This window comes from Bacillus crepusculi, assembly GCF_014764715.1.
Lineage (GTDB): Bacteria > Bacillota > Bacilli > Bacillales > Bacillaceae > Bacillus.
Window position 1 is genome coordinate 1 of sequence record NZ_JACXXE010000011.1, and the last position, 13,600, is coordinate 13,600.

Sequence of the window (13,600 nt, forward strand, 5' to 3'; positions counted from 1 at the left end):
TTTTTTGAGAGGTTTGACACCATATAAATGTGGAAATAATATTGTTAGTTGAGCGATTATCTTGAAAAATCGATCGAAAAAATTTATAGTAAGATTAAAGTCAAATATAGTCAAAGTCAATGGAGGAGGAGGCGGAGTGGCACAAAACATTTCTGATATCATCGAACAGTATTTGAAGGAAGTCTTGGATCAGAATGGTCGAGAAATATTGGAAATTAAGCGCAATGAGATTGCAGATAAGTTTCAATGCGTACCTTCACAAATTAACTATGTGATCAATACACGCTTTACGAGCGAAAGAGGCTATATCGTTGAAAGTAAGCGTGGCGGTGGTGGCTATATCCGTATCATTAAAGTCAAAATGAACGATGAAGTCGACTTATTGAACAACATTATTTCCCAAATATATCATCGTTTATCACAGGCCGCATCTGATCATATCATCATGCGTCTTGTTGAAAATAACATTCTATCTGAAAGAGAAGCTAAGATGATGATCAGTGTCATGGACCGTTCTGTTTTGCACATTGATTTACCTGAACGAGATGAACTGCGGGCTCGGATGATGAAAGCGATGTTAAATGCTTTAAAATTAAAGTAAAGCGGGTGAAAAGATTGATTTGTCAAGAATGCAATGAGAGACCAGCCACTTTTCACTTTACAAAAGTTATAAATGGAGAAAAACAAGAAATGCACATATGTGAACAATGTGCAAAAGAAAACAGTGATTCATATGCTATGAGTGGAAACCAGGGTTTCTCCATTCACAATTTGTTATCAGGCTTGTTGAATATTGATCCTAGCTTTACCACAAGTGCTAACAAAGGGTCATCTATTTTTCAAGAAGCGAGAGAAGTGGATCAATGTCCTAAATGTGGCTTAACCTTTCAGCAGTTCAGAAAAACAGGCCGTTTTGGCTGTGCAGAATGTTATCGTACATTTGATCAGTATCTGAATCCTGTTTTGCGGAAAGTCCATAGTGGAAATACAGCACATAATGGAAAAGTTCCTAAACGGATTGCCGGCAGTCTGCATGTTCGCCGGAAACTTGAGTTGATGCAGCAAGAGCTGAAGCAGTTGATTGAACAGGAAGAGTTTGAAAAAGCAGCGGAAGTTCGAGATCAAATTCGTGCATTAGAGCATGAGCAATCTCAGCAGAGGGAGGGAGAGTAACGACATGTCGCTCCAGCATTTTATTCAAGACGCTTTAAGTCAATGGATGAAACAAAAAGGACCAGAAAGTGACATTGTTCTTAGCAGTCGTATTCGGCTAGCACGCAATCTAGAGCATGTTCGTTTCCCAACTCAGTTTTCTCAAGAGGAGGCCGAAGCTGTTCTAAAGCAATTCGAGCAGAAGTTTGCGAGCGGGGAAGTGAAGGACGTTGGAAACTTTGTTCTGATTCGAATGAATGAAACGCAGCCTTTAGCCAAAAGGGTGCTTGTTGAAAAGCATTTGATTAGTCCCAACTTGGCAGAATCAAGATTTGGTGGCTGCTTGCTTTCTGAAAATGAGGAAATTAGTGTCATGCTAAATGAAGAAGACCATATTCGCATTCAATGCCTGTTCCCAGGATTTCAGTTGGCCAATGCACTAAAAGTGGCTAATCAGGTAGACGACTGGATTGAAGAGCAAGTGGATTATGCGTTTTCTGAAAAGAGAGGATACTTAACAAGCTGTCCGACCAATGTGGGTACAGGTATTAGGGCTTCGGTCATGATGCATTTACCAGCATTAGCCCTCACAAGACAAATGAACCGGATTATTCCTGCAATTAATCAATTAGGTCTTGTGGTCAGAGGAATTTATGGTGAGGGTAGCGAAGCAATAGGAAACATCTTTCAAATCTCAAATCAAATGACACTTGGTCAATCAGAAGAGGATATTGTGGATGATTTGAATAGTGTGACCGCTCAGCTTATTGAACAAGAGCGATCTGCACGAAAAGCTTTATATCAAACGTCTAAAATTGAACTTGAGGACAGAGTGTACCGCTCCTTAGGGATACTGGCCAATTGTCGTATGATTGAATCAAAAGAAACGGCAAAGTGTCTGTCAGATGTGCGGCTTGGAATTGATTTAGGTATCATTAAGGGGCTTTCAAGTAATATACTGAATGAACTCATGATTTTGACACAGCCTGGCTTCCTTCAGCAATATTCAGGGGGAGCTTTGGAGCCAAATGAACGAGATATAAAACGAGCAGCGATAATTAGAGAAAGGCTGCGCTTAGAAATGCATAGGAATGGACAGGAGGATGAAACGATATGATGTTTGGAAGATTCACTGAAAGAGCTCAAAAGGTATTAGCACTTGCACAAGAAGAAGCCATTCGCCTAGGCCATAAGAACATTGGAACAGAACACATTTTACTTGGTCTTGTACGCGAAGGTGAGGGTATCGCCGCAAAAGCGTTAGAAGCATTGGGTCTTGTTTCAGATAAAATCCAAAAAGAAGTCGAAAGCTTGATTGGAAGAGGGCAAGAGGTGACTCAAGCTATTCCTCATTATACGCCTAGAGCGAAGAAGGTCACTGAGCTTTCAATGGATGAAGCAAGAAAGCTAGGTCATTCCTATGTAGGGACAGAACATATTCTATTAGGTCTTATTCGTGAGGGAGAGGGTGTAGCTGCCCGTGTCTTAAATAACCTCGGAGTGAGCTTAAATAAAGCACGTCAGCAAGTCTTACAGCTGCTTGGCAGCAATGAAACGGGTGCATCTGCGGCAGGCTCTAATAGCAATGCGAATACACCAACATTAGATAGTTTGGCAAGAGATTTAACGGCTATTGCGAAAGAGGATAGCTTGGACCCTGTCATTGGCAGAAGCAAAGAAATTCAGCGTGTCATTGAGGTATTAAGCAGAAGAACGAAGAATAACCCTGTACTGATTGGTGAGCCAGGTGTTGGTAAAACAGCCATCGCAGAAGGTCTTGCACAGCAAATTATTCATAACGAAGTGCCTGAAATCCTGCGCGATAAACGAGTGATGACACTTGATATGGGAACCGTTGTGGCAGGAACAAAATATCGTGGTGAATTCGAGGACCGCTTGAAAAAAGTCATGGACGAAATTCGTCAGGCTGGAAATATCATTCTCTTCATTGATGAGCTTCATACACTGATTGGTGCAGGTGGAGCAGAGGGTGCGATTGATGCGTCTAATATTCTGAAACCATCTCTAGCACGTGGTGAGCTTCAATGTATTGGGGCTACAACGTTAGATGAGTACCGTAAATATATTGAGAAGGATGCGGCGCTTGAACGTCGATTCCAGCCAATTCAAGTGGATCAGCCGTCCGTTGATGAAAGTATTCAGATCTTAAGAGGACTTAGAGATCGTTATGAAGCACATCACCGTGTGTCTATTACAGATGAAGCGATTGAGGCGGCAGTGAAGCTGTCTGACCGCTACATTTCTGATCGTTTCCTTCCAGATAAGGCGATTGATCTAATTGATGAGGCAGGCTCGAAGGTACGCTTACGTTCATTCACGACACCGCCTAACCTAAAGGAACTAGAGCAAAAGCTAGATGAAGTACGTAAGGAAAAGGATGCGGCTGTACAAAGTCAAGAATTTGAAAAAGCAGCTTCTCTTCGCGATACAGAGCAGCGTTTGCGTGAAAAAGTAGAAGTGACAAAGAAATCATGGAAAGAAAAGCAGGGACAAGAGAATTCTGAGGTATCTGTAGATGATATCGCAATGGTGGTCTCTAGCTGGACCGGAGTGCCTGTTTCGAAAATTGCTCAAACGGAAACAGATAAGCTTCTGAATATGGAACAATTGCTCCACTCTCGTGTGATCGGGCAGGATGAAGCCGTTGTCGCTGTGGCAAAAGCTGTGAGACGTGCTCGCGCTGGTCTAAAAGATCCGAAACGTCCGATCGGCTCCTTTATTTTCTTAGGCCCAACAGGGGTTGGTAAGACAGAGCTTGCTAGAGCGCTTGCCGAGTCTATTTTCGGTGATGAAGAAGCGATGATCCGTATTGATATGTCTGAGTACATGGAGAAACATTCTACATCAAGACTTGTTGGATCACCTCCGGGTTATGTTGGCTATGATGAAGGCGGTCAGCTGACTGAAAAAGTGAGAAGAAAGCCTTACTCTGTTGTACTTTTAGATGAGATTGAAAAGGCGCATCCTGATGTCTTTAATATCTTACTGCAAGTATTAGAAGATGGTCGTCTTACTGATTCTAAAGGACGTACAGTTGACTTTAGAAATACCATTTTGATTATGACTTCAAACGTTGGAGCTAGTGAATTGAAGCGCAATAAATATGTTGGCTTTAACGTGCAGGATGAAGGTCAAAATTACAAAGATATGAAAGGCAAAGTAATGGGCGAGTTGAAACGTGCGTTTAGACCAGAATTCATCAACCGTATTGATGAAATCATTGTCTTCCACTCGCTTGAAAAGAAACACTTAAAAGAGATTGTGTCTCTCATGTCTGATCAATTAACAAAACGATTAAAAGAGCAAGACCTCTCAATTGAACTGACAGAAGCGGCAAAAGCGAAAATTGCCGACGAAGGGGTAGACCTTGAGTATGGTGCTCGTCCGTTAAGAAGAGCGATTCAAAAGCATGTGGAGGATCGACTTTCTGAGGAGCTGCTGAAGGGCAATATTGAAAAAGGTCAACATATTGTATTAGATGTGGAAGATGGAGAAATTGTCGTAAAAGCGACGGCTGCTACGAACTAATATAGTAAGATAAAAGTGTGAGGCATACCAGTCAGATGTATGCCTCCCTTTACTTATTCTCTGACCAGTATAAGGAGTTGTATTCTTCAATCTATGGCTAAGACAAAATCAAAATTTATATGCCAATCGTGCGGGTACGAGTCAGCCAAATGGATGGGGAAATGTCCAGGCTGCGGCACGTGGAACAGTATGACAGAAGAGGTCGTTCGCAAAGAGTCGGCAAACCGTCGAAGTGCTTTTAATCATTCTGTTCAAACCATTCAAAAACCTTCACCTATTTCTGCAATTGAAACATCCGAAGAACCCCGTATTAAGACGAATCTAGAAGAATTTAACCGAGTATTAGGAAGTGGAATTGTCAAAGGCTCTCTTGTTCTCATTGGAGGAGATCCTGGGATTGGGAAGTCCACATTATTATTGCAAGTATCAGCACAGCTCTCAGATCAAAATCAGAATGTGTTATACATATCTGGTGAGGAGTCCATTAAACAAACGAAGCTAAGAGCGGACCGCCTCGGCATTGATAGCACCTCTTTACATGTTTTGGCTGAAACCGATATGGAGTATATAACGTCTTCTATACAAGAGATGAAGCCCGCTTTTGTGGTGGTGGATTCGATTCAAACCGTTTATCAAAGCGATATAACGTCAGCTCCTGGATCTGTTTCTCAGGTAAGAGAATGTACAGCGCAGTTGATGAAGATTGCTAAGACGAATGGAATTCCTATTTTTATCGTTGGTCACGTGACCAAAGAGGGCTCCATCGCAGGTCCACGTCTTTTAGAGCATATGGTGGACACGGTTCTATATTTTGAAGGGGAGCGGCATCATACGTTTCGTATCTTACGAGCGGTGAAAAACCGATTTGGTTCAACGAATGAACTAGGGATTTTTGAAATGAGAGAAGAAGGGCTCACAGAAGTCTTAAACCCATCAGAAATCTTCTTAGAAGAGCGGTCAGCAGGTGTATCTGGGTCATGTGTTGTGGCCTCAATGGAAGGAACAAGACCCGTTCTTGTGGAGATACAAGCATTAATATCGCCGACAAGCTTTGGAAATCCGCGAAGAATGGCTACAGGCCTTGATCATAATCGTGTGTCATTGCTCATGGCTGTTTTAGAAAAACGTGTAGGGCTGCTGCTGCAAAACCAAGATGCATATTTAAAGGTCGCAGGCGGTGTGAAGCTTGACGAACCAGCGATTGACTTGGCTATTGCCGTCAGTATTGCATCAAGCTTTAAAGATGCAGCGCCGCAGCAAGCGGATTGCTTTATAGGAGAAGTGGGTCTGACGGGAGAAGTCAGAAGAGTATCAAGAATTGAACAGCGTGTGCAAGAAGCTGCTAAACTAGGATTTAAACGAATGTTTATTCCTCAGGCGAATATAGACGGATGGAAAAAGCCGAGAGGGATTGAGTTAGTCGGTGTAGAAAATGTAGCGGAGGCACTTCGTATTTCACTAGGGGGATCATAGAATGGAAAAAGAGAAAAAAGGAGCGAGAGAAGTTGATCTCTTAGATATCGTACAGTTTGTGGCACCAGGGACACCTTTGCGAGTAGGGATTGAAAATGTCCTGAGAGCCAATACTGGCGGGCTCATTGTTGTTGGTTATAACGACAAAGTAAAAAGTGTGGTAGATGGAGGATTTCACATTAATTCTGCCTTCTCCCCAGCACACTTATATGAATTGGCCAAGATGGATGGGGCGATTATTTTAAGTGATTCTGGTCAGAAAATCTTGTATGCGAATACACAGCTGATGCCAGATGCAACGATTCATTCATCAGAAACAGGTATGAGACACCGAACGGCTGAACGTGTAGCCAAGCAGACAGGCTGCTTAATCATTGCCATTTCTGAACGGAGAAATGTCATTACTTTATACCAAGGGAATCGTCGTTATACGTTGAAAGATATCGGTTTTATTTTAACAAAGGCCAATCAAGCCATTCAAACGCTTGAGAAATATAAAACCATTTTAGATCATGCCATTTCAGCGTTAAGCGCCCTAGAATTTGAAGAGCTTGTCACCTTTGGTGATGTACTCTCTGTGCTGCACCGCTACGAAATGGTGCTCAGAATCAAGAATGAAATTAATATGTATATCAAAGAACTTGGAACAGAAGGGCACTTGATCCGTCTTCAAGTCAATGAGCTGATTACAGATATGGAGCAGGAAGCGGCTCTATTTATTAAAGATTACGTGAAAGAAAAGATTAAAGATCCATATGTTTTGCTTAAACAACTCCAAGATATGTCTAGCTTTGAGCTGTTAGATGATTCTATTCTGTACAAGTTACTTGGATATCCAGCTTCTACAAATATTGACGATTATGTGTATACAAGAGGCTACAGATTACTTCACAAAATCCCTAGACTGCCAATGCCTATCGTCGAAAATGTGGTCGAAGCGTTTGGTGTGTTAGATCGAATTATGGAAGCAGATGTACAAGATTTGGATGAAGTAGAAGGAATTGGAGAAGTAAGAGCGAAAAAGATAAAAAAAGGATTAAAAAGGTTACAAGAAAAACATTATATTGACCGTCAGTTATAAAAGAGAAATTTTTCTTAATCACGGTTAAAAATGGATGAATATGGGTATATTAATGATGCTTTTGTTTTCTGTTGATTATGATAGAAAACTTAAACATATATCAATGTCAGATGAAGGTGGATTGACAGATGAAAAATAAAGGAGGTGAAGGTATGTTAAAAAAAATCGTTCAGGCGTTTTTTATCATTTTTGGTGCAGTTGTGGGGATTTTTATCATTCCAGAGTTATTTCTGCTGTTAAATGTAAAGGACATACCTCTCATAACAAATGCTTACTCTTCAGCACTAATAGGAGCCGCTGTGTTCTTCCTTATCGGCCAATGGTGCACAGGTTATGTGGTTAATTGGGTGAAATGGATCGAGGATTCTCTATTGAAGGCGCCTCTTCCTGATCTTATATCTGGAAGTTTCGGTTTAGTATTTGGACTTATTCTAGCATATCTTATTGTAAACGTGATCCCGCTAAACAATATCCCATATCATATTTTTGGTACCATTATTCCGATTTTTCTGGCTTTCTTTTTAGGATACCTTGGATTTCAGGTAGGGTTTAAGAAGAAGGATGAGATGATGGGGCTGTTCTCTCGATCTGCAAAGGTCAGCAAGAAAAAAGGCGCAGCTGATGATGAACCGGAAATAGAAGATAAAAAGCTGAAAATTTTAGACACAAGTGTTATCATTGATGGAAGAATCGCAGATATTTGTCAAACTGGATTCTTAGAAGGAGTTATGGTCATTCCTCAATTTGTTCTCGAGGAATTACAGCATATTGCTGACTCTTCTGATGTATTAAAGAGAAATAGAGGCCGAAGAGGTCTTGATATTTTAAATCGTATTCAAAAAGAATTGGATATCAAAGTTGAAATTTACGAAGGTGACTTCGAAGACATTCAAGAGGTTGATAGCAAGCTTGTGAAGCTCGCTAAATTAACTTCAGGTGTTGTTGTGACAAATGATTTTAATTTAAATAAAGTATGCGAACTTCAAAAAGTAGCAGTGTTAAACATCAATGATCTAGCCAATGCGGTCAAACCGGTTGTGCTACCTGGGGAAGAAATGAAGGTACAGGTCATTAAAGATGGGAAAGAGCATAACCAAGGTGTTGCCTACTTAGATGACGGTACGATGATTGTGGTCGAAGAAGGACGCAATTACATTGGAAAAGACATTGATGTGCTTGTCACAAGTGTGCTTCAGACTGCTGCTGGAAGAATGATTTTTGCGAAACCAAAACTTCTGGAGAAGGCGCTCTAAAGGGAGAACGAACATGTATTATGAAGTAGTTATTCCGGCTGCGGGGCAGGGGAAACGGATGAAGGCCGGCCGCAATAAGCTTTTTATTGAATTGAAAAGAATGCCGGTCATCATTCACACATTAAAGGTGTTTGACGCTCATTCACAATGCAAACGCATGATCTTAGCGATCAACGAAGAGGAGCGTCATGACTTTGAAAGGCTACTAAAGGTACACGCTTTTCAAACGCCTGTTTCACTTGTCACTGGTGGTGAAGAACGTCAGCAAAGTGTATACGAAGGATTGAAGGCTGTGAAAGATGCGGACATCGTGCTTGTTCATGATGGGGCAAGGCCTTTTATTAAGCATACACAGATCGACTTGCTCGTAAAAGCAGCGATTGAAAAAGGCTCCGCAGTCGTAGCGGTACCAGTGAAAGACACAATCAAACGCGTTCAACAAGGCAAAGTGGAGCAAACCATTGAACGTCAGAGCTTGTGGGCAGTCCAGACCCCACAAGCTTTTCGTCATTCTATTTTAAAAGAGGCGCATGAATATGCGGAGCGGACCGGCTTCCTTGGAACAGACGACGCCAGTCTTGTGGAACAACTACACGGTGAGAGTGTGTACATTGTTCAGGGAGACTATACCAATATTAAGCTGACAACACCGGATGATTTACTGGTTGCCAAGGCAATTATGGATGCGGAAAGAGGGTACTAGATCATGTTGAGAATAGGACAAGGCTTTGATGTACATCAATTAACAGAGGGAAGACCTCTTATTATCGGTGGGGTGACCATTCCCTATGAAAAGGGACTGCTTGGGCATTCAGATGCTGACGTATTGCTTCACACGGTGGCTGATGCCTGTCTAGGTGCGATTGGTGAAGGAGATATCGGCAGACATTTCCCGGATACGGATCCTGAGTTTAAGGATGCAGATTCTTTTAAACTACTTCAGCATGTGTGGGCGCTTGTGAAAGAAAAAGGCTATACACTTGTGAATATTGACTGCACCATCATGGCGCAAAAGCCAAAAATGGCACCTTACATTCAACCAATGTGCGAAAAAATCGCAGAAGCGCTTGAGGCAGATGTCACACAGGTGAATGTCAAAGCAACAACGACAGAGAAACTCGGATTTACAGGAAGAGGCGAAGGAATTGCCTCTCAGGCGACAGTGCTTCTTCAGAAAAAGTAAAATCCATTTTGATGAGAATGGGTTTTGATGATAAAATACGTTTATAAAAAATTGGTGTCAGACAACATGATGCAGATGAAAGGAAGTTAAACTCATGGGAAATGAAGTGCGCGTTCGTTATGCACCGAGTCCAACTGGTCATTTACATATTGGGAATGCTAGAACGGCTCTTTTCAACTATTTGTTCGCACGCAGCCAAGGCGGCAAATTTATTATTCGAATCGAGGATACGGATCAAAAGCGTAATGTAGAAGGCGGAGAAGAAAGTCAGCTTCGCCACCTGCAGTGGCTCGGTATTGATTGGGACGAGAGCATTGATAAAGATGGCGGCTACGGTCCTTACAGACAATCAGAACGTAATGATATTTACAAAAAATATTATGACGAGCTGCTAGAAAAGGACTTGGCGTATAAGTGCTATTGTACGGCTGAAGAACTAGAAGAAGAGCGTGAAGCACAAATTGCCCGCAGTGAAATGCCTCGATATTCTGGTAAATGCAGTCATTTATCAAAAGAAGAAGAGGACAAGCTCATTGCTGAAGGAAGAGAGCCAAGCATTCGCTTCCGTGTGCCAAAAGGAGAAATCATCAAATTTGACGATATGGTCAAAGGTGATATTTCATTTGAAACAGATGGCATCGGTGACTTTGTCATTGTGAAGAAAGATGGTACGCCAACTTATAACTTCGCCGTAGCAGTGGATGATCATTTGATGAAAATGACTCACATTCTTCGCGGAGAGGACCACATTTCAAATACACCTAAACAAATCATGATCTTCAATGCATTTGGCTGGGATGTTCCGCTATTCGGACATATGACGCTGATTGTGAACGAGAACCGCAAGAAATTAAGTAAGCGTGATGAATCGATTATTCAATTCATCGAGCAGTATAAGAACTTGGGCTATTTACCAGAAGCCCTGTTTAACTTCATTGCATTACTTGGATGGTCTCCAGTTGGCGAAGAAGAATTATTTACAAAAGAGCAGTTCATCGATATTTTTGATGTAAACCGACTTTCTAAGTCACCAGCTCTATTCGACATGCATAAACTAAAATGGGTGAATAACCAATACGTGAAAGCACTTGATCTTGATCAAGTTGTGGCACTAACACTTCCACATCTTCAAAAGGCAGGCAAGGTAAGCGAGCAGCTGACAGAAGAAGAAAACACGTGGGTACGCAAGCTTATTTCTCTATATCATGAGCAATTGAGCTACGGAGCAGAAATTGTTGAGTTGACAGAGTTGTTCTTTAAGGAGCAAATTGAGTATAATCAAGAGGCGAAGGAAGTTCTAGCAGAGGAACAAGTACCAGAAGTCATGGCCTCTTTTGCAGGTCAGCTTGAACGTCTGGAGTCTTTCACACCTGATGAAATCAAGGCTGCTATTAAAGCGGTACAAAAAGAAACAGGGCATAAAGGCAAGAAACTATTCATGCCGATTCGTGTGGCTGTCACAGGACAAACGCATGGCCCAGAACTTCCGCAAAGTATTGAACTACTAGGTAAAGAAACGGTATTAAACCGCATTAAACAAATATAAGGAAAATCGTTGCGAGGGAGAAGTACAATGTTTTCGCCCATCACAGAAAGAGTCTTCACCGGCTGAAAGAGACTTATGGGCAGACGTTGGAAATGCACCCTCAAGACCCTTGAGGAACACGTACGTTAGTATGCAAGGGCGGTACCCTCCGTTATGGGATTAAGTTGAGAAAGCTTGCAATAAGAGGCTTTCTAAACAGAGTGGAACCGCGTTTTCAAAACGTCTCTGTCATATGGCAGAGGCGTTTTTTATTTGTCCAAAAAAAGAGAGCAAGTCCTAAGAGAGATTGATGGGGAAGAACGGGGGGAGCATGTGTTTTTCAAAATGCTGAAAGAAGATATTGATACTGTGTTTGATCAAGATCCTGCTGCTAGAAGCTATATTGAAGTAGTGCTAACCTATTCAGGGCTTCATGCGATTTGGGCTCACCGTATCGCGCATGCATTTTATAAGCGTAAGCTATATTTTCTTGCGCGGATCATTTCTCAGGTCAGCCGTTTTTTCACAGGGGTTGAAATTCACCCAGCGGCAACCATCGGCAGGCGATTCTTCATTGATCACGGCATGGGTGTCGTGATTGGGGAAACGTGTGAAATTGGAGACAACGTTACTGTTTTCCAAGGCGTGACATTAGGGGGAACAGGGAAAGAAAAGGGAAAGCGGCATCCGACCATTTTAGACGATGCTCTCATTGCGACGGGTGCAAAGGTGCTCGGTTCCATTACCGTTGGAAAAGGGTCCAAGATTGGTGCAGGGTCTGTTGTGTTAAAGGACGTCCCTGACCATTCCACCGTTGTAGGTATACCTGGGCGCGTGGTCGTTCAAAATGGAAAGAAAATCAATCGTGATCTCAACCATCAAGATTTGCCAGATCCAGTTTCCGATCGTTTTAAAGAATTAGAACGAGAAATGGAAAAGCTAAAACGTGAGCTGGCTTCATTGAGCAGAAAGGAAGAACAATCATGACGATCAATATTTATAATACATTAACGCGTAAGAAAGAAGAGTTTGTCCCGCTTGAACCAGGAAAGGTCAAGATGTATGTGTGCGGACCAACCGTTTATAACTATATTCACATTGGGAATGCAAGACCAGCAATTGTATATGACACCGTACGTAAGTATTTAGAATACAGCGGTTATGATGTGAACTTTGTATCAAACTTTACAGATGTGGATGATAAGCTCATCAAAGCAGCCAATGAGCTTGGGGAAGATGTCCCGACCATTGCTGACCGGTTTATCCAAGCGTATTTTGAAGACGTCAGTGCATTAGGCTGCAAAAAAGCAGACCTTCACCCGCGAGTAACAGAAAATATGGATGACATCATTGCGTTTATTGCTACATTGATTGAAAAAGGCTACGCCTATGAAGCAGATGGCGACGTGTATTACAGCACGCGTTCGTTTGAAGGCTACGGAAAGCTTTCTCATCAATCGATTGATGAACTGAAGACAGGTGCCCGTATTCGTGTAGGTGAAAAGAAACGAGATGCACTGGACTTTGCTCTATGGAAGGCTGCAAAGGATCAGGAAATCTCATGGAATAGCCCGTGGGGCGAAGGTCGTCCAGGCTGGCACATTGAGTGCTCGGCCATGGTCAAAAAGTATTTAGGTGACACGATCGACATTCATGCTGGCGGGCAGGATTTAACCTTCCCGCACCATGAGAATGAGATTGCCCAATCTGAGGCGTTGACAGGGAAACCTTTTGCGAAGTATTGGATGCATAACGGATATATTAATATTGATAATGAAAAAATGTCAAAATCACTTGGCAACTTTGTGCTGGTTCATGACATTGTGAAAGAACAAGATCCAGATGTGCTTCGCTTCTTTATGCTGTCGGTTCACTATCGTCACCCGATTAACTATTCAATGGATTTATTAGAAAATACAAAGAGTGCGTTTAACCGACTCAAAACATCATTTGCCAATTTACATCACCGCCTTGAGAGCAGCACGAATATCACGGAAGATAATGCCGAATGGCTGGCGAAGATTGAAGAGCAGCGTGCGACATTTATTTCTGAAATGAATGATGACTTCAATACGGCGAATGCCATCTCTGTTTTATTCGAACTAGCGAAACAGGCGAATTACTATATGGAGAATGATCATACTTCGGAGGAGGTCATCAAGGCATTCATTGGCTTGTTCCAAGAGATCACTTCCGTTCTTGGTTTCTCAATAGAAGAAAAGCACACGCTTGACGAAGAGGTAGAAGCGTTAATTGAGAAACGAAATGAAGCTAGAAGAAATCGTGACTTCGCCCTGTCTGATCAAATTCGTGACCAGTTAAAGAGCATGAATATTGTATTGGAGGACACTCCTCAAGGTACTCGCTGGAAAAGAGGAGAATAG

The 13,600-nt window shown here is 42.1% G+C and carries 12 protein-coding genes and 1 other annotated feature; all 12 genes read left to right on the forward strand.

The window, feature by feature from the left end; genetic code table 11:
- Positions 1–136: 136 nt before the first annotated feature.
- The 12 genes from IEE86_RS15735 to cysS all read left to right on the forward strand — a co-directional run bounded on the left by IEE86_RS15735 (position 137) and on the right by cysS (position 13,600).
- Entirely contained in the window at positions 137–601 is a 465-nt protein-coding gene (locus IEE86_RS15735) for a CtsR family transcriptional regulator (protein WP_003217184.1), read from the forward strand.
- 14 nt (positions 602–615) lie between these two features.
- Positions 616–1,173: a protein-arginine kinase activator protein McsA gene (locus IEE86_RS15740; RefSeq protein WP_191098057.1), complete on the forward strand. Its 558-nt coding sequence runs from the start codon at positions 616–618 to the stop codon at positions 1,171–1,173.
- 4 nt (positions 1,174–1,177) lie between these two features.
- Positions 1,178–2,269: a protein-arginine kinase McsB gene (locus IEE86_RS15745; RefSeq protein ID WP_191098058.1), complete on the forward strand. Its 1,092-nt coding sequence runs from the start codon at positions 1,178–1,180 to the stop codon at positions 2,267–2,269.
- The gene (gene clpC / locus IEE86_RS15750; protein ID WP_191098059.1) at positions 2,266–4,701 is read left to right on the forward strand and encodes an ATP-dependent protease ATP-binding subunit ClpC; all 2,436 of its coding nucleotides are present in this window, start codon (positions 2,266–2,268) and stop codon (positions 4,699–4,701) included. Before IEE86_RS15745 ends, clpC begins: the two co-directional genes overlap by 4 nt.
- A 93-nt stretch (positions 4,702–4,794) precedes the next feature.
- Positions 4,795–6,174: a DNA repair protein RadA gene (radA, locus tag IEE86_RS15755; protein ID WP_191098060.1), complete on the forward strand. Its 1,380-nt coding sequence runs from the start codon at positions 4,795–4,797 to the stop codon at positions 6,172–6,174.
- Position 6,175: 1 nt separating this feature from the next.
- The gene (disA, locus tag IEE86_RS15760; protein WP_191098061.1) at positions 6,176–7,255 is read left to right on the forward strand and encodes a DNA integrity scanning diadenylate cyclase DisA; all 1,080 of its coding nucleotides are present in this window, start codon (positions 6,176–6,178) and stop codon (positions 7,253–7,255) included.
- A 152-nt stretch (positions 7,256–7,407) separates the two neighbouring features.
- Positions 7,408–8,508: a PIN/TRAM domain-containing protein gene (locus tag IEE86_RS15765; protein WP_191098062.1), complete on the forward strand. Its 1,101-nt coding sequence runs from the start codon at positions 7,408–7,410 to the stop codon at positions 8,506–8,508.
- A 13-nt stretch (positions 8,509–8,521) separates the two neighbouring features.
- Entirely contained in the window at positions 8,522–9,211 is a 690-nt protein-coding gene (ispD, locus tag IEE86_RS15770) for a 2-C-methyl-D-erythritol 4-phosphate cytidylyltransferase (protein WP_191098063.1), read from the forward strand.
- 3 nt (positions 9,212–9,214) lie between these two features.
- Positions 9,215–9,691, forward strand: a complete 477-nt coding sequence (ispF, locus tag IEE86_RS15775; RefSeq protein ID WP_191098064.1) for a 2-C-methyl-D-erythritol 2,4-cyclodiphosphate synthase — start codon at positions 9,215–9,217, stop codon at positions 9,689–9,691.
- A gap of 94 nt (positions 9,692–9,785) precedes the next feature.
- Complete coding sequence (gene gltX, locus IEE86_RS15780) at positions 9,786–11,237, forward strand: glutamate--tRNA ligase (RefSeq protein ID WP_191098065.1); 1,452 nt, start codon at positions 9,786–9,788, stop codon at positions 11,235–11,237.
- Positions 11,238–11,467 (forward strand) — a binding site (T-box leader).
- Between the two features lie 82 nt (positions 11,468–11,549).
- Complete coding sequence (gene cysE, locus IEE86_RS15785) at positions 11,550–12,203, forward strand: serine O-acetyltransferase (protein ID WP_034323283.1); 654 nt, start codon at positions 11,550–11,552, stop codon at positions 12,201–12,203.
- Positions 12,200–13,600 (forward strand): cysteine--tRNA ligase, encoded by a 1,401-nt coding sequence (gene cysS, locus IEE86_RS15790; RefSeq protein WP_191098066.1) that lies wholly within the window; start codon positions 12,200–12,202, stop codon positions 13,598–13,600. The genes cysE and cysS overlap by 4 nt, the downstream gene beginning before the upstream one ends.